The sequence below is a fragment of the Rhizobium croatiense genome, from assembly GCF_019793465.1.
GTDB classification, from domain to species: Bacteria; Pseudomonadota; Alphaproteobacteria; order Rhizobiales; family Rhizobiaceae; genus Rhizobium; species Rhizobium croatiense.
In genome coordinates, this window is sequence record NZ_JAILYJ010000015.1 from 52,506 (window position 1) to 69,122 (window position 16,617).

Annotated in this window: 15 protein-coding genes and 1 pseudogene; 10 read left to right on the plus strand and 6 right to left on the minus strand. The window is 62.9% G+C overall.

The features are described from left to right. The first annotated feature begins 3 nt into the window (after positions 1-3). The 5 genes and pseudogenes from K6M89_RS22545 (at position 4) to K6M89_RS22565 (ending at position 6,239) form a co-directional block, all read left to right on the plus strand. A pseudogene (locus K6M89_RS22545) lies at positions 4-1,415 on the plus strand (amidase). Next, positions 1,412-2,944 (plus strand): ABC transporter ATP-binding protein, encoded by a 1,533-nt coding sequence (locus tag K6M89_RS22550; RefSeq protein WP_222141136.1) that lies wholly within the window; start codon positions 1,412-1,414, stop codon positions 2,942-2,944. The pseudogene K6M89_RS22545 and the gene K6M89_RS22550 overlap by 4 nt, the downstream one beginning before the upstream one ends. Next, positions 2,934-3,983 (plus strand): ABC transporter permease, encoded by a 1,050-nt coding sequence (locus tag K6M89_RS22555; protein WP_222141044.1) that lies wholly within the window; start codon positions 2,934-2,936, stop codon positions 3,981-3,983. Before K6M89_RS22550 ends, K6M89_RS22555 begins: the two co-directional genes overlap by 11 nt. Then, complete coding sequence (locus tag K6M89_RS22560) at positions 3,980-4,924, plus strand: ABC transporter permease (protein WP_222141045.1); 945 nt, start codon at positions 3,980-3,982, stop codon at positions 4,922-4,924. The genes K6M89_RS22555 and K6M89_RS22560 overlap by 4 nt, the downstream gene beginning before the upstream one ends. Positions 4,925-4,949: 25 nt before the next feature. Further along, the gene (locus tag K6M89_RS22565; RefSeq protein WP_222141046.1) at positions 4,950-6,239 is read left to right on the plus strand and encodes an amidohydrolase family protein; all 1,290 of its coding nucleotides are present in this window, start codon (positions 4,950-4,952) and stop codon (positions 6,237-6,239) included. 51 nt (positions 6,240-6,290) lie between these two features. Here K6M89_RS22565 and K6M89_RS22570 read toward each other — a convergent pair whose 3' ends face one another. Then, positions 6,291-7,070, minus strand: a complete 780-nt coding sequence (locus K6M89_RS22570; RefSeq protein WP_222141047.1) for a class I SAM-dependent methyltransferase — start codon at positions 7,068-7,070, stop codon at positions 6,291-6,293. Positions 7,071-7,209: 139 nt separating this feature from the next. Here K6M89_RS22570 and K6M89_RS22575 point away from each other — a divergent pair, with 139 nt between their 5' ends. Next, positions 7,210-8,088, plus strand: coding sequence for an alpha/beta fold hydrolase (locus tag K6M89_RS22575; protein WP_369010568.1), 879 nt, complete (start codon positions 7,210-7,212; stop codon positions 8,086-8,088). A 50-nt stretch (positions 8,089-8,138) separates the two neighbouring features. On the opposite strand, the gene msrA is transcribed toward K6M89_RS22575, so the two are convergent. Beyond that, positions 8,139-8,648, minus strand: a complete 510-nt coding sequence (gene msrA / locus K6M89_RS22580) for a peptide-methionine (S)-S-oxide reductase MsrA (RefSeq protein ID WP_222141048.1) — start codon at positions 8,646-8,648, stop codon at positions 8,139-8,141. Between the two features lie 189 nt (positions 8,649-8,837). On the opposite strand from msrA, the gene K6M89_RS22585 reads away from it, so the two are divergent. Genes K6M89_RS22585 through K6M89_RS22600 form a run of 4 tightly spaced genes read left to right on the plus strand, consistent with a single transcriptional unit; the run spans position 8,838 to position 12,814 of the window. Next, the gene (locus K6M89_RS22585) at positions 8,838-9,983 is read left to right on the plus strand and encodes an extracellular solute-binding protein (RefSeq protein WP_222141049.1); all 1,146 of its coding nucleotides are present in this window, start codon (positions 8,838-8,840) and stop codon (positions 9,981-9,983) included. After that, a complete protein-coding gene (locus K6M89_RS22590; protein WP_222141050.1) occupies positions 9,983-10,876 on the plus strand; it encodes an ABC transporter permease in 894 nt (297 codons plus the stop codon). Before K6M89_RS22585 ends, K6M89_RS22590 begins: the two co-directional genes overlap by 1 nt. Further along, positions 10,873-11,700 carry an ABC transporter permease gene (locus K6M89_RS22595; protein WP_222141051.1) on the plus strand — a complete coding sequence of 276 codons (828 nt, stop codon included), beginning with the start codon at positions 10,873-10,875 and terminating at the stop codon, positions 11,698-11,700. Before K6M89_RS22590 ends, K6M89_RS22595 begins: the two co-directional genes overlap by 4 nt. A gap of 34 nt (positions 11,701-11,734) precedes the next feature. Further along, positions 11,735-12,814: an ABC transporter ATP-binding protein gene (locus K6M89_RS22600; protein ID WP_222141052.1), complete on the plus strand. Its 1,080-nt coding sequence runs from the start codon at positions 11,735-11,737 to the stop codon at positions 12,812-12,814. A 5-nt stretch (positions 12,815-12,819) separates the two neighbouring features. On the opposite strand, the gene K6M89_RS22605 is transcribed toward K6M89_RS22600, so the two are convergent. From K6M89_RS22605 to K6M89_RS22620, 4 genes are all read right to left on the minus strand, one after another. Further along, the gene (locus tag K6M89_RS22605; protein WP_222141053.1) at positions 12,820-13,653 is read right to left on the minus strand and encodes an inositol monophosphatase family protein; all 834 of its coding nucleotides are present in this window, start codon (positions 13,651-13,653) and stop codon (positions 12,820-12,822) included. 112 nt (positions 13,654-13,765) lie between these two features. Then, a complete protein-coding gene (locus tag K6M89_RS22610) occupies positions 13,766-14,836 on the minus strand; it encodes an ABC transporter ATP-binding protein (RefSeq protein ID WP_222141054.1) in 1,071 nt (356 codons plus the stop codon). Further along, a complete protein-coding gene (locus K6M89_RS22615) occupies positions 14,833-15,663 on the minus strand; it encodes a carbohydrate ABC transporter permease (RefSeq protein WP_222141055.1) in 831 nt (276 codons plus the stop codon). Before K6M89_RS22615 ends, K6M89_RS22610 begins: the two co-directional genes overlap by 4 nt. Next, entirely contained in the window at positions 15,660-16,562 is a 903-nt protein-coding gene (locus K6M89_RS22620) for a carbohydrate ABC transporter permease (RefSeq protein ID WP_222141056.1), read from the minus strand. Before K6M89_RS22620 ends, K6M89_RS22615 begins: the two co-directional genes overlap by 4 nt. Positions 16,563-16,617 lie beyond the last annotated feature (55 nt).

The window sequence follows — 16,617 nt, forward strand, 5'->3', positions numbered from 1 at the left end:
CTGATGCAGGGCGACGCGACGGAACTGGCGGCGGCGCTCAGGCATGGCAGCCTGAGCGCCGTAGAAGCGATGCAGATCTCCATCGAGGCAGCCGCGCGGCTTGAGCCGCTCGGCACAATAGCCTATCTCGACGGCGCCATGGGTCTCGCCGCGGCGCAGGCCTGCGACGAGGAACGGCAGCGCGCGCCGGAGCGTTTCTCGGCGCGGCCCTTTGCCGGCGTGCCGACCTTGGCGAAGGATCTTGGCGGTCCCTTCCGCGGACTGCCGGTAACGGCCGGCTCCCGCCTCTTTGAGAGAAAAGGCGGCGGAGCCGACTCCGATCTCGCTTCGCGGTTCCGCGAGGCCGGCTTCTGTCTGTTCGGCCTGACGACGAGCCCGGAATTCGGCCTCTCGCTCGCCAGCGAACCGGCAATCGGGCCTGTCTGTCGCAACCCGCTCGATCCGGCCCGCACCGCCGGCGGCTCGTCGGGCGGTGCGGCGGCAGCCGTTGCCGCCGGGATCGTGGCGATTGCCCATGCCACCGACGCCGGCGGCTCGATCCGCGTGCCCGCCGCCTGTTGGGCCTTGTCGGAATGAAGCCGACCCGCGGCGCCATCCCCGGCGGACCATCTTTCGGCAATCATCTTGCCGGCATTGCGAGCGAACTGGCGGTCTGCCGCTCGGTGCGGGATGCGGCATTGATCTTCGACCGGCTAAGCGGCAATGCACGCGGACCCGTTCCGGATCCCTCTCCCGCCGATGTCGACACCGGCCGTTTGCGGATCGGCCTGTTGACCGACACCGGGCCGGCCTACCCCACCGAGGATCGCCGCCTTGCAGCCGTCGCGGACGCCGCGCGTGTGCTCGCGAAGGACGGACATGCCATCGTTCCCTTGGCCTGGGCCGACTTCGAATGGAGTGTTGCCGCCAGCAGCCGTGCCTTCGCCGATATCGTTTCCGTCAATCTCGCCGCCCTCATCGAGGCGGCAGCGCTTGAAGAAAGCAAGGCCGAGCCTCTCACGCAGGCTTTTGCGATGCGCGGGCGGGCGCTTTCAGCCGCCAGGCTTTGGCATACGTTAAACGATGCAGTTCTGGTGAGCCATGCGGTCTGGGGGCTGCTCGATACGGTCGATTGCATCCTGATGCCGATGCTCGCCTCCGCGCCCCTTGCGATCGGCTCGTTTCCGACCGATCATGCCGACACCGATCTGCATCTGGAGCGAATGACTGCGTTTGCGCCGCTTGCCTGCCTTGCCAATGTTTCGGGTTTTCCTGCTTTGACGCTGCCTTTCGGACAGGATGAACACGCCATGCCGCTACCGGTGCAGCTCATGATGCCGATGGGTCACGAGCCGAGGCTTCTGTCGCTTGCGGCACGCCTGGAGGCCGAGGGGCGATGGCAGCACCGTTTTCCGGTGGCGGGGTTGCCGTCATGACCGGGCCTGTTCTGGAAATTGTCGGCGTCAGCAAAAGCTTCGGCGCCAACCTTGCCAATGACGATATTTCCATGACGCTGGCCAAAGGCGAGGTCGTCGCCCTGCTCGGCGAGAACGGCGCGGGCAAGACCACGCTGATGAGCATCCTTTTCGGCCACTACGTGCCTGATGCCGGCCGAATTCTGATCGACGGCGCCGAGTTGCCGCAGGGCAAGCCGCGCGCGGCAATCCGCGCCGGCGTCGGCATGGTGCATCAGCATTTCTCGCTCGCACCCAATCTGACCGTTCTCGAAAACGTCATGACCGGCACGGAAGGGCTTTGGTCCTGGCGATCGGCAACATCGGCGGCGCGCAAGAAGCTCCTGGCGATTTCGGAGCGCTTTGGTCTCCAGGTCGATCCGAACGCCCGTCTTGGCGACCTTTCGGTCGGCGAGCAGCAAAGAGTGGAAATCCTCAAGGCGCTCTACAACGATGCCCGCATCTTGATCCTCGATGAGCCGACGGCGGTGCTGACCAACATCGAAGCCGAGCGGCTGTTCACGACCCTGAAGGAAATGGCCCGCCAGGGCCTGTCGCTGATCTTCATTTCGCACAAGCTCGACGAGGTAATGGCGGCGGCAGACCGCATCGTCGTGCTGCGCACAGGCAGGATGGTCGCCGAGCGCAGGGCGTCGGAAACGAGCAAGGCGGAACTCGCCGAGCTGATGGTCGGGCACCGCGTAACGCGGCCCGTTCGCCAACCGTCGACACCCGGTGACATTGCACTCGAGGCTTCGGGCGTGACCGTGCGAAGCGGCGGCATCGATCGTCTGAAATCGATCAGCTTCCGGCTACATCAGGGAGAGATCCTCGGCATTATTGGCGTTTCCGGCAATGGCCAGGCGGCATTGGCGCATCTTCTTTCCGGCACGCTGGCGCGCAGCAGCGGCGACCTCCGGCTGTTCGGCGAAGTGGTCGGCAATCTTGACGTCGCCGATGTCGTCGAAGCCGGCATCGGCCGCATTCCCGAGGACCGCAACCATGAGGGCGTGATCGGGGAAATGGCGATCTGGGAAAACGCCGTGCTGGAGCGGATCGCCTCGCCGGCCTTCTCGCGCCACGGCCTCGTCAACCGCAAGGCCGGCATAGCCTTCGCGCGCGCGATCATCGACGGCTTCGACGTTCGCGGCGGCGGCCCGGCGATCCGCACACGGCTGCTGTCCGGCGGCAATATGCAAAAGCTCATTCTTGGGCGCAGCCTCTATCGGCGGCCGCGCATTCTGCTTGCTGCCCAGCCTGCCCGCGGCCTTGATGAAGGGGCTGTGGCCGCTGTGCATGCGCGCCTGCTGGAAGCCCGCCGGCAGGGGACTGCGGTGCTGCTGATATCAGAGGATCTTGACGAGGTGATTGCGCTCGCAGACCGCATACAGGCGATCGTCGGCGGCCGGCTGTCGCCGCCCGTCGACGCCGATGGCGCCGACGCCCGCAGGCTGGGGCTGATGATGGCCGGCGAATGGCAAGAGACCCGCGAGGCCGATCATGCGATTTGAGCGCCGCGAGCACCGCCCGCTTTACCTGCTGGTCGCCACACCCGTCATCGCCATCATCGCGGCGCTGGGGCTGGCGGGCATCTTGATCTCGATCGCCGGCGCACCTGTCCTGGACGCCTATTGGCGCATCCTGACCGGGGCCTTCGGCTCGCGGCTTTCGGCGACCGAAACGCTGACGCGGGCAACGCCACTGATGCTGACCGGACTTGCCGCCGCCGTCGCTTTCCGCGCGCGACTCTGGAATATCGGCGCCGAGGGCCAGTTCTATCTCGGCGCCATCGCCGTTGCTGCGGCAAGCTCGAAACTGCTCGGCAATCTTCCGGCAACCATTCTCATTCCACTACTGCTGCTGGTTGGTGCCATTGCCGGCATGGTGCTGATTTTGATCCCGCTGTGGCTGAGGTTGCGCTTTTCCGTCGATGAGGTCGTCACAAGCCTGCTGATGAATTTCATCGCCGTACTTTTCGTCTCGATGCTCATAGACGGCGTCCTCAAGGATCCGCTCGCCTTTGGCTGGCCGCAGTCGCAATCCGTTAGCGATCATGCCATGCTGGCGAAGCTGATCGCCCGCTCGCGCCTGCATATCGGATTTGCGATCGCGATCGTGCTGGCGATCATCATTCACTTCGTCCAGTCCCGCACCGTATTTGGCATGCAGTCGCGCGCCGCGGGCCTCAATCCTGCCGGTGCGGTTTTTGCTGGTGTGCCGCTCGGAAGAACACTGGTGAAGGTTGCCTGTCTCTCCGGTGGGCTTGCAGGGCTTGCGGGAGCAATCGAAGTGATGGGCGTTAAGGGTTACGTGACGACCGACCTGTCGCCCGGTTTCGGCTACGCCGGCATCGTGGTGGCGATGCTTGCCAATCTCAATCCGCTCGGCGTCGTCTTCGCCGCCATATTTACGGCGACGATGTTCGTCGGCGCGGACGGCATGAGCCGGGGTCTCGGCATCCCGACCTATATTGCCGACGTTACGGTGGCGCTGTCGCTGCTGACGATGCTGATCGCATTGTTCTTCACCCAATACAGGATAAGGCGATGACGCAACTGTTCGATATCATCGCCTCTGCCGGGCTATGGGCGGCAGTCCTGCGGATCGCCACGCCGCTGATTTTCGGCACGCTCGGCGCTTTGCTCTGCGAACGGGCCGGCGTGCTTAATCTCGGCATCGAAGGCATCATGACCTTCGGCGCGATGATCGGCTGGCTTTCCGTCTATCACGGCGCCGATCTGTGGACCGGCCTGCTGATCGCGGCGGTCGCCGGCGGCTTCTTCGGCCTGCTGCACGCGTCGCTGACGGTGACGCTCGGCCTGTCCCAGCACGTCTCCGGTCTCGGCGTCACGCTCTTTGCCTCCAGTTTCAGCTATTATGTCTTCAGGCTGATCGTGCCGCTCGCCAATACGCCACCCACTATCATGCCGTTCCAGCCGATCGCCATTCCCGGCCTCTCGACGCTGCCATTCATCGGCCCGGCTCTCTTTACGCAGACGGCGCCGACCTATCTTGCGATCCTTATCGCCCTCTTGATGGCCTACATCATCTTCCGAACGCCCGTGGGGCTCGCAATCCGCATGACCGGTGAAAATCCGCATGCGGCGGAAGCCCAGGGCGTCAATCCGATGAAGGTGCGATACGGTGCAGTCATCATCGGCAGCGCGCTGATGGGAATGGGCGGCGCTTTCCTGACATTGTCGGCGTTCAACAGCTTCTTCCCGACCATGGTGCAGGGGCGCGGCTGGATCTGCATCGCACTTGTCGTGTTCGCCTCCTGGCGGCCGGGACGCGCGCTGTTCGGGGCCTTGCTCTTCGCCTTCTTCGATGCCTTTCAGCTTCGGCTGCAAACGGCGTTAAGCGGACTTGTACCCTATCAGCTCTTCCTGATGACGCCCTATATCCTTTCCATTGCGGCTCTCGCCATCATGGCCCGCCGTGCCCGCGTCCCGCAGGCGCTGATGCAGCCCTATCGTCGCGGTGAGCGGTGAAGCCGCCTTTTCCAACGAGGTTCCGATGTTCGATCTAATCGTCAGAAACGCAAATCTCCCCGATGGCCGAACCGGCATCGACATCGGCATTGAGGGCGACAGGATCATTGCCGTCGAGCGCAATCTGCAGGCGCACGCGCCGGAGGAAATCGACGCAACCGGCAGGCTGGTCAGCCCGCCTTTCGTCGATCCGCATTTTCACATGGACGCCACGCTATCGCTCGGCCTGCCGCGAATGAACGTATCGGGTACGCTGCTCGAAGGTATCGCGCTCTGGGGAGAGCTGCGCCCGATCGTGACGAAGGAGGAATTGGTCGACCGCGCGCTGCGCTATTGCGATCTCGCGGTCACGCAAGGCCTGCTGTTCATCCGCAGCCATGTCGATACGAGTGATCCCAGACTGGTGACCGTCGAGGCGATGATCGAAGTCCGCGAAAGGGTCGCGCCCTATATCGATCTGCAACTGGTCGCTTTTCCCCAGGACGGTTATTACCGCTCGCCGGGCGCGATCGACGCGCTCAACCGGGCGCTCGCTATGGGCGTCGATATCGTCGGTGGCATTCCTCACTTCGAACGGACGATGGGCGAAGGCACGGCGTCGGTCGAGGCGCTCTGCCGCATCGCCGCCGATCGCGGCCTGCCGGTCGACATGCATTGCGACGAAACCGACGATCCGCTCTCGCGCCATATCGAGACGCTGGCCGCGCAAACCATCCGCTTCGGCCTGCAGGGACGTGTCGCCGGCTCGCATCTGACCTCGATGCATTCGATGGACAATTATTATGTTTCCAAGCTCATCCCGCTGATGGCAGAGGCGGAGATCAACGTGATCCCCAATCCGCTGATCAACATCATGCTGCAGGGCCGGCACGACACCTATCCGAAACGCCGCGGCATGACCCGCGTCCGCGAGCTGATGGATGCCGGGCTGAATGTCTCCTTCGGGCACGATTGCGTCATGGATCCGTGGTATTCGATGGGGTCCGGCGACATGCTGGAGGTTGGCCACATGGCGATCCATGTCGCGCAGATGGCCGGCATCGACGACAAGAAAAGGATCTTCGACGCACTGACCGTCAATTCGGCGAAGACGATGGGGCTTGCAGGCTACGGGCTGGAGAAAGGTTGCAATGCGGACCTCATCATCCTCCAGGCAAACGATACGCTGGAGGCGCTGCGGCTGAGGCCGAACCGGCTGGCGGTGATCCGCCGCGGCAAGGTCGTCGCCCGCACGGCGCCGCGTATCGGCGAGCTTTTTCTGAACGGGCGTCCGGCCCGGATCGACGGCGGTCTGGACTACATACCTCGCTATTGAGAAGTGACGGCGCTGACCGTCGGTGGCGCGAAGCCTACCCGGCTCCTCTGCCTATCCCGCCGCTCGGCGAGCGGTGATGATCCACGCCTGCGAGTCGAACAACACACCCTCCGGAGTCGTATGCGCCTCCAGTAGATCGCGCAGCCGCTGCAGCGGTTGGTCTGGCGGTTCAGCGGTTTGTGCGAGCGCGTCCTTCACAAGATAGAGGCCGATGAACGACTCAAGCGCCGCTTCGACGTTCGATCCGTAGAAGACCGGCTCCCGCACCTCGGCAAAGTCGATCGAGACAAAGCCTGCTGCGCTGAGAAGCTCCGTTGCGACGGTTGGATCGCCCAGCGAAAACGGATTGGGAGCACCTGGGGAAACGGCAGGTTCAGGCGCCAGAGCCTGACGGATGGCGCCGGACCAGACGTTGCGCTCCCGGCTCTGCCACACCATCCAAACGATACGCCCGCCCGGCCGCATCGCTCGGCCGATATTGGCAAATGCCGCCGCCGGATCGGCAAAAAACATCACGCCGAACCGGCTGATACAGAGGTCGAACCTGGCTGGCAGGAAGGCGTGGAACGGCGCGTTCGCCTGCTCGAAAACCACATTTCGCAAACCCTCCGCGGCACTCCGTCGCCTTGCGATCTCGAGCATTTCAGCCGAAACGTCCACACCGACCGCTTCTCCCTGCCTTGCGGCGCGGGCGGCCTCGCGCGTCGTTTGTCCTGCACCGCAGCCGATATCGAGCACTCGATCGCCCGGGCCGACGCCGGCGGCAATCCTGAGGTGCTGATTGTGTCTTGCCAATTCCGCATCGTAAAAGTCGGCACGATCCAACGCCATAACGCTTCCCTCTGCTTTGTTGGATGGGCAATTCAAGTCGCTGTCACGCGTGTCAGCTTACGCGAAAACAGATTGCATATTAGGATCAGTTGTGCAAGGTGATGAACTAGTTGCGATATGCAATCGGAAGGATTGAAGCATGCAAACGACCGGATCAATGCTCGTCACCGAAAAGATGGTTGAACTCACGGGTGTCAAACTCCAGACCCAAGCCTTCGGCGACCCGGCCGGCGCACCGATCCTGTTGATCATGGGAGTGATGTCCTCGATGCTGTGGTGGCCGGAACGGTTCTGTGAGGAACTTGCCGCACGGGGACGCTACGTCATCCGCTACGACCAGCGTGACACCGGCCTTTCCACGCATTATGCGCCGGGTGAGCCCGGCTATTCGTTTGACGATCTGTCCGAAGACGCCATCGCCGTTCTCGATGGCTATGGCATTGAAGCCGCGCATCTGGTCGGCATGTCGATGGGCGGTTTCGTCGCGCAAGAAGCCGCTTTGCGCCACCCCCGGCGTGTGCTGACCCTCACCCTGATCAGCACCTCCCCGATCGGGATCGACGGCCTGCCCTCCTCCACCGGGGCTTACAATGAACACTCCGCCGCTGCCGAGCATATCGACTGGTCGGACCTTGAAGCCATTGCCGATTTCATGCGTCGCGATTCAGCCATGTTGGCCGGCACCAGGCATCCGCACGATGCCGAGGCGGCGAGTGCGCTGATCGCGCGCGACATGGGCCGCGCCACGTCCTTTGTCAGTGCGACCAATCATTTCATGCTGTTAAGCGGGGACAAGGCCGCCACCGTGCATGCGTCCAACATCAAGGCGCCGGTTCTCGCGATCCACGGCACAGCGGATCCGCTGTTTCCGATCGAGCACGGAGAGGCCTTCACCCGTGTCGTGCCGAAGGCGGATCTGCACCGGATTGCCGGCGGAGGGCACGAGATTCACGATCGCGACATTGACGAGATGGTGCGCATTATTGCCGATCATACCAGGCCATCACCCAATCGCTAAACGGCTGGAGCCATGCGTGCCGGCGTCGCTTCCGGCATGCCTGAATTGCATCAGGCGATCTTCTGGCGGGCCGGCAGCTTCCAGCCGGGCCGGACGAAATGGCAGGTATAGCCGTTCGGGATGCGCTCCAGATAGTCCTGATGCTCGGGTTCGGCCTCCCAAAAGTCGCCGGCCGGCAGGACGTCGGTGACGACCTTGCCGGGCCAGAGGCCGGATGCGTCGACATCGGCGATCGTATCTCTGGCGACTTGCTCCTGCTCGGGGCTGACATAGAAGATTGCCGAACGATAGCTGGTGCCGACGTCGTTGCCCTGGCGGTTGCGCGTGCTCGGATCGTGGATCTGGAAGAAGAATTCGAGGATGTCCCGATAGCTGATTCTGGCGGGATCGAAGATGATTTCGATCGCCTCGGCATGGGTTCCGTGGTTGCGGTAGGTGGCATTCGGCACGTCGCCACCGGTATAGCCGACGCGGGTCGAAATCACGCCCTTATAGCGGCGGATGAGGTCCTGCATGCCCCAGAAGCAGCCGCCGGCGAGCACTGCACGTTCTTCGGTCATTGGGTGTCTCCTTGTTTGCCCAGAGATAGTGTCTCGCGGCGCCGATTTCCATAAGGCGGAAACAAGCACAGCTGTGCAATTTCTCTGCAAACAGGCCCGCTCCTGTCATGTCGATGTTACCCGCCGGCGTTAGCAAAGCCTTGGACAATCCCGCGGAGGCAGAGCCTCGACACCTGATGGAGATGGGTTATGAATAGACGTGAATTTCTGATCACATCCTCGGCTGCGGCCGGTCTTCTGGCTCTTCCGCGTTTCGCATCGGCCGCGGCCGGCACGATCGACCTCTATAGCGGCTCGGATGCCAATATCGTCGACCTCTGGAACAACATCATCCGCCCCGCCTTTCAAAAGGCGCATCCTGACGTCGCCCTGAAGGTGACCGATGCCGGCGACAATAACGGCCTGCGCGCCATCGCCGACCGCGCGCTCGCGGCGCTGAAGACGAAGACCGATCCGCAGGCCGACCTCTTCGAGCAGTTCGATCCGCGTCTGCCGTCCGGCGGCATCGATGCCGGCCTCTGGGTCAAATTCTCCGCCGAGAATATCGAAGGCTACGATCGCATCAACCCGCTCGCCCTCGACACGCCTTATTCGCTTCCCTATCGCGGTTCGCAGGTGCTTCTCGCCTACGACACGACCAAACTCGACCCGAAGAATGCGCCGAAGAGCTGGGATCAGCTGACCGCGTGGATCAAGGCCAACCCGGGCCAGTTCATCTACAACAGGCCCGACAAGGGCGGCTCGGGCGGCAACTTCGTCCGCCGCGCGATCCATGAAGTGAACGGCCGCGATCCGAAGAAGTTCAAGGTCGACAATTTCACCGCAGACCTCGCCACCGAGGCGCTGACGCCGGCCTGGAAGATCCTCAGCGATCTCGCTCCCTCGCTCTACGACAAGGGTGCGTATACAGCAGGCAATACCCAGTCGATCCAGCTGCTCGCCCAGGGCGTCGTCACCATGGTGCCGGTCTGGTCGGATCAGGTGCTGCAGGCGATTGCGCAGGGCGTGCTGCCGGACACGACCGGCCTCGTGCAGCTCGGCGATCTCGCCCTTTGCGGCGGTTTCTCCAGCATCACGGTCTTCTCGAACGGCGCCAACAAGGACGCGGCCCTGCAACTTGCCGCATTCATGCTGACGAAGGAAATGCAGGAAGCGATCATCACTCAGATCGGCGGCTTCCCCGCCGTCTCCTGGGACCACATCTCCGACGACCTGCGCAAGAAATATGCCGATGTCATTCCGTCGACCATCCCGACCTTCCCGAGCGGCGATTGGGAAAAGGCGATCAATGACGGCTGGTACCGCAACGTCGCTCCGAGCATCAGCCGCACCTGATGTCCGCCGCCGATGCTGCGCCGGCGGCCCTCAGCCGTCACCGGTTCATCAACAGGGGGAGCTCGATCGGGCTCCTCCTCGTTGCCCTGCCGGTGTTCCTGCTCGCATGGCTGATCATCTTCCCGATCTTCTCGGCGGTCGTCGGCACGATCCTCGTTCGGGGTCCTGACGGTGCGACCGAGGTCTCGCTCGCCTCCTATCGTTTCTTCTTCACCGACGGCTACAGCCTCGGCAATCTGTGGCTGACGCTCTGGACCACCGCCGTCTGCGGTGTCCTGCTGCTGGCGATCGGCCTTCCGATCGCGCTTTACCTCAGGTTTTCACAAGGGCGGCTCGCCGCCTATGTGCAGGCCCTGGCGATCTTTCCGATGTTCGTGCCGTCGATCATCCTTGCCTATGCGCTGATCAGGACGATCGGGCCGAACGGCACGGTCGACCTGCTGCTGAACGCCGTCGGCCTGCCCAAACTGCGCACGCCCTATCTGACGCCCTGGGGTCCGGTCATCGGACTCGTCTGGGACAATCTTCCGCTCACGGTGCTGATGCTGACGGCCGGGCTTTCCTCCGTCTCGAACAGCGCCATCGAGGCCGCCCGCGACGTCGGCGCAAGGCCGCTTCGGGTCTTCGTCTCGATCATCCTGCCGCGCATGGGCAATTCCCTGCTGGTGACCGCCTCCTTCGCCGTGCTCGGCATCTTCTCCGCCTTCACCCTTCCCTACGTGCTCGGCCCGGCATCGCCTGAAATGATGGGGCCGTTCATGCAGCGCACTTTCGCCGACATGAACGACCCGCTGAACGCGATGACCCAAGCCGTCATCACGTTCGGCTTCTGCCTGCTTTTCGGCATTTTCTATGTCCGGTCGATCGCAAAGAACCGCGAGGCACGCGCATGAGGACGGCCAAACCAGGCATCGCGCTCCGCTTCGATTGGATCGGCCTCGTCTTCGCATGCCTGCTGACCCTGTTCATCGCGCTGCCGCTCATCGTCGTCGGCACATGGGCCTTCACCGAGGTCTGGCGTTACCCCTCGGTCATCCCGCAGCGGTTCGGCCTGCGTTTCTGGGGTCAAACGCTGGCGCGTCCGGATGTCTGGGACGCGCTGCTCCTCAGCCTGCGCCTGACGACGACGGTAACCGTTCTTTCCGCCATCATCTGCCTTCCTGCGGCTTACGCCTTCGCGCGCATGCGCTTTCCCGGCAGGGACATCCTGTTCCTCTCGTTCCTCGCATCGCATGCCTTTCCGAAATTCGGCCTGCTCGTCGCCATTGCCGGCATTTTCCTGCAGCTCGGCCTGATCAGCACCTTCTGGGGCGTCGTGTTGATCCAGCTCGTCGGCACGCTGATGCTGATGATCTGGATTCCGGTCGCGGCCTTTCAGAATGTCGACCGGCGCATGGAGGAGGCGGCGCGCGACGCCGGTGCCACGCCGCTGCGCGTCTTCTGGTCGATCACGCTGCCGCAGGCCGCCCCGACGATATCAGCCGCACTGCTCCTGACCTTCGTCGGCACCTTCTACGAAACCGAAGGCGCCTGGTTGATCGGCGCGCCTCAGATCCGCACCATGCCGGTGCTGATGATCAGCTTCATCAACAATCAGATCGTCGTGCAATACGGCGCCGTGCTCTCGGTGATGCTGTGGGTGCCGTCCTTCATCGCGCTGACGTTTGCGCGCCGCGTGGTCGGCACCGGCGCCTTTGCGAGAGGTTTTGGTGCGTGAGGCGCCGCGCGTCAAAACAGGGAAGGATCTGAGCATGGCACATCTGGCGATCGAAGGCGTTTCGAAGCTGTTCGGGAGCACCTTTGCCGTTCGCGACTTCTCCCTTGAAGTCGGCGACGGCGAGCTCGTCTGCCTGCTCGGCCCATCCGGCTCCGGCAAGTCTACGCTTCTGAGGATGATCGGTGGCTTCGAGCGGCCGAGCGGCGGAACGATCCGCATCGATGCCGGGGACGTAACGAACCTGCCGCCCGAGCGGCGGCCGACCGGCATGGTGTTCCAGAGCCATGCGCTCTGGACGCATATGGATGTCTTCAACAACATCGCCTTCGGCTTGAAGCTCCGCCGGCTGCCGAAGTCCGAAATCCGTGAGCGCGTGGAGAACGCTTTGACGCTGGTCGGCCTTGGCGATTATGGGCGCCGGATGACGACGCAATTGTCGGGCGGGCAGCAGCAGCGCGTGGCGCTTGCCCGCTCGCTGGTGCTCGAGCCGAAGATCCTACTGCTCGACGAGCCCTTCGCCAGCCTCGATCAGCACCTGCGCGAAAGGCTGCGGGAGGAAGTGCGCGATATCCAGCAGCGCCTCGGCATCACCACGCTCTTCGTCACCCACGGCCAGGACGAGGCCCTGGCGCTTGCCGACCGCATCGTCGTCATGCGCGACGGATGCACCGAGCAGATCGCGCCGCCGAGCACCATCTATCGTCAGCCGCAGACGGCCTTCGTCGCCGGTTTCATCGGTTCGATGAATTTCGTCCACAGCCACACAAGGAACGGCGTCTGCGACCATCCGCTCTTTCCGCTGGCCGTCCCGGTCGAAGACGGGCCGGTGACCCTTGCCGCCCGCCCGGAAGCGCTGACGATCCGGCTCGCGGACCGGCCGGATGCCGCCACAGTCCATCGCACCGTCGATTTCGGCACTCATAAAATGGTCGATATCGATCTTGCCGACGGCAGTCGCCTGAAGGCGATGGTGGCGCCGGACGATCGCTTGCAGGCGGGGATGAAGGTCGAGCCGAGCTTCATGAGCTTCTTCGTTTTCCGCGACAACGCGCTCATCTACCAGTCGGCGCCGGCAAAGGGCGGTGCGGAGGCCGGGCAACTTCTGCCGGTCTAAAACGGCTATGCTTTTGCCAGAAAGCCATCCTTGAGCCAGGGATGCAATGCCTTGCTGGCGGCGAGGATATCGCCCTTCCCGTCGACCTCGGCCCCGGAAAAACGGGTGACGATGCCGCCCGCCTCTTCGACCATCAGCGCCGAGGCACCAAAGTCATGGATCGAAAGCCCGTCCTCGAAAAAGCCGTCCAGCCGGCCGCAGGCGACATAGGCGATCGACAGTGCCGCCGAGCCGAGGCGGCGCACGCCGGCCGTATTTGCCATCAGACGCTTGATGGCGTCGAAATAGGTTTCCTCGGCGACCGCCTTGACCTGCCCGGGGATCGGCAGGCCGGCGCCGATAAGCACGTTCTCGATGTCGGCGATATCGGCGCAGCGGATAGGCTCGCCGTTGAGATAGGCGCCGCCGCCGGTCTCGGCGCTGAACAATTCGTCCTGCATGGCGTCATAAACGACGCCAGCGACCAGCCTGCCGCCTTCGGCGATGGCGATCGTCATGCCGAAATGCGGAACGCCCCAGGCGTAATTGGTGGTGCCGTCGATCGGGTCGATGTAGATGATCGGCGTGTCCGGCCCGCCTGTGCGGTTGCCGACGGCCTCTTCGCCCTGGATGGCATAATCCGGAAAGGCCTTCGTGATTTCCTCGACAATGATCCGCTCGACGGCGACATCGATTTCGGTCTGGTAATCGCGCGGCGCCTTGGCCAGGATTTCTGCCGATGTCCGCCGCCGCAGCGAGGCTCGGGCCGTTTCGCCTGCCTTCAGGACCGTTTCGGCAAGCACGATGAGGCGGGATGACGCGGTCGGCGAAAGACGCGCTGATATCGGGGAGGATGCCATGAGAAGATCCGGATGCTGCAGATGAAACGCAAGTGACTCGTGCGAAAGCACTCCCTTCGCAGAGGCCGATGATGGTTTTATGAAGCTGACTCTCGCCCCTGTCCACCTGTTGTTATATCAGGCGATCCGTCGATGCATCGAAGAGATGGATCTGAGCCGGGTCGACCGAAAGGCCGATCATGTCTCCTGTTTTGACCCTGTCGCGGCGCGTCTCGACGATCGTCAGTTCCGGCTCGGTCGCCGCGACGATGAAGGTCGAGGAGCCGGTCGATTCGACGAAGGCAATCGGCACGTCGAAACTGCCCTGCCCGGGAGCGACAACCTCGATATGTTCAGGCCGGACACCTGCGATGAGCTTGCGTCCGGGCTCGATGGCGCGGTCGATGGCAAGTCTCTGCTTCACGGCGCCGAAATCCAGCATCAGGCTCTTGCCGTCTTCCGCGACGATCGCCGGAATGAAATTCATCGCCGGTGAACCGATGAAGCCTGCCACGAACCGGTTCGCCGGCCGGTCGTAGAGATCGAGCGGTGCGCCCTGCTGCTCGATGATGCCGTCGCGCATCACCACCACATGATCGGCCATGGTCATCGCTTCGACCTGGTCATGGGTGACGTAAACGAAGGTTGCGTTCAGCCGGTCGTGCAGCGACCGGATTTCCTTGCGCATATGGACACGCAGTGCCGCATCGAGGTTGGACAGCGGCTCGTCGAACAGGAAGGCTTTGGGATGGCGGATGATGGCGCGGCTCATGGCGACGCGCTGGCGCTGGCCGCCGGAAAGTTCGCGCGGATAACGCTTGAGGAGATGCGAAAGACCGGTTGTCGCCGCCACCTCCTCTGCCGCCTTTTTGGCTTCCGCCTTGGCGATGCCGCGAATGCGCAGGCTGTAGGTCAGGTTCTCCTCGACCGTCATGTGCGGATAGAGCGCATAAGACTGGAACACCATGGCGACGTCGCGCTTGCGCGGCGGCACGCCGTTCATCAGCTCGCCGGCGATCCGGAGGTCGCCGGTCGAAATGCTTTCAAGACCGGCAAGCGAGCGCAGCAATGTGGATTTGCCGCAGCCCGAAGGGCCGACGAGCGCGACGAAAGTACCCTTGGCGATCGACAGGTCGATGTTCTTCAGGGCGTGGAAGGCGCCGTAATATTTGTTGACGCCTCTGAGCTCGATCTGTGTGGTCATTTGAGGGCTCCAGAGGTGAGGCCGGATACGATGCGGCGCTGCAAGAGAACGAAGATGGCAAGGATCGGCGTCACATACATCGTCGCGTAGGCCATGATGTTGTTCCACTCGTTGGTGTTCGGCCCCATAAAGGAGTTGAGACCGACGCTTGCCGGCTGAAGGTCGACCGCCTGGATCATCGACTTCGAATAGACGAATTCGCCGAAGGCCTGCATGAAGATCAGGATGGCGCTGACGAGGATGCCGTTGCGGGCGAGCGGCAGGACGATGCTGAAGAAGGCGCCGACCCGCGAATTGCCGTCGACGAGGGCTGCCTCTTCCAGTTCCTGGGGAACGCTCATGAAGGTGGCGCGCACCAGGATGACGAAGAACGGCATGCTCTTGGCCGCGACCGCGATGATGACAGCAAGCCGCGGATAAGAAAGCATGCCGATCTGCGAGAATCCGACGAAGATCGGCGTGATCATCAGCGAGGCTGGCAGGACCTGCAGCATCAGGATCAGGAACAGGCCGATATCCACCCAGACATTACGGTATCTGGCGAGCACATAGGCGCAGCCGACGCCGAGCAGCGTGATCAGCACTACCGAGCCCAGCGCGATGACCAGCGAATTCCAGAGATAGCGGCCCATGCCGCGGCTTTCCCACACATAGGTGTAGGTGCCCCATTGCGGTGCTGCCGGCCAGAAACTCGGCGGCGTGGCGAACATCTCCGAGCCGCTTTTCAGCGCGGTGATGTACATCCAATAGAGCGGGAAGAGATAGATCGCCGCCATGACGATCGATATTGCCAGCATCAGCCGGTCGCGGTTCGTGGTCGTGCTCATCCGCGCACCTCATGACGTGTGGAGCGGACATAGACGACGGAGGCGAACATGACGAAGACGATCATGATGACGGAGATCGTCGCGCCCTTGGCGAAATCATATTGGCGGAAGGAAAGGTCCCAGGCCCAATATTGCGTGACGTTCGACGAATTGTTCGGTCCGCCCGAAGTGATCGCGGCGAAAAGATCGAACTGCTGCAGCGTGAAAATCAGCCCGAGCGCGATGATCGCGCCGATCGTCGAGCGCATCATCGGCAGCGTGATCGTCCAGAAACGCTGCCAGACATTGGCGCCGTCGAGTTCGGCCGCTTCGTAGAGATCGGCGGGAATGCCGGCAAGACCGACGGACAGCAGGATCATGTTGAACGAGGTACCGAGCCAGATATTGGCGATAATGACGGCATAGAGCGAATAATGCGGGTCCGAGCGCCAGAAGATATTGCCGGAGATGATGCCGCTTTCCCTGAGAATGAAATTCAGCACGCCGAAATCGCCTGAAAGAATCCAGTTCCAGATGGCGCCGACAACGAGGCCGGGCATTACCCAGGAGACGAGGAACAGGCCGCGCATCCACGAGGCGCCGGGGAAACTGACCCAGAAGAACAGCGCCAGGCCGAAGCCGATCAGGAACTGGCCGGCGATGGAGCCGGTGACGAAGATGACGGTGTTCGCGAGGATCGGCAGCGTTTCCGGCTGTGCGAAGAGATCGGTATAATTCTTGAAGCCGACGAAAGGACGCGAGAAGGTCCCGAGGCTGAACATGTCGACCTCCTGGAAACTCATCACCACATTGTAGATGAGCGGCAACCCCGCCATCAGGAACAGAAAGCCGAGCGGGAAAGCGACGAGCACGATATCGAAACCGCGGCCGTCCCTGACGCTCATCAGGATCCTTTTCATGCGTCCTCCGATGCTCCGATCGGGGCCGCCTGGCGCAAAATGCGGAAGGCGGCCC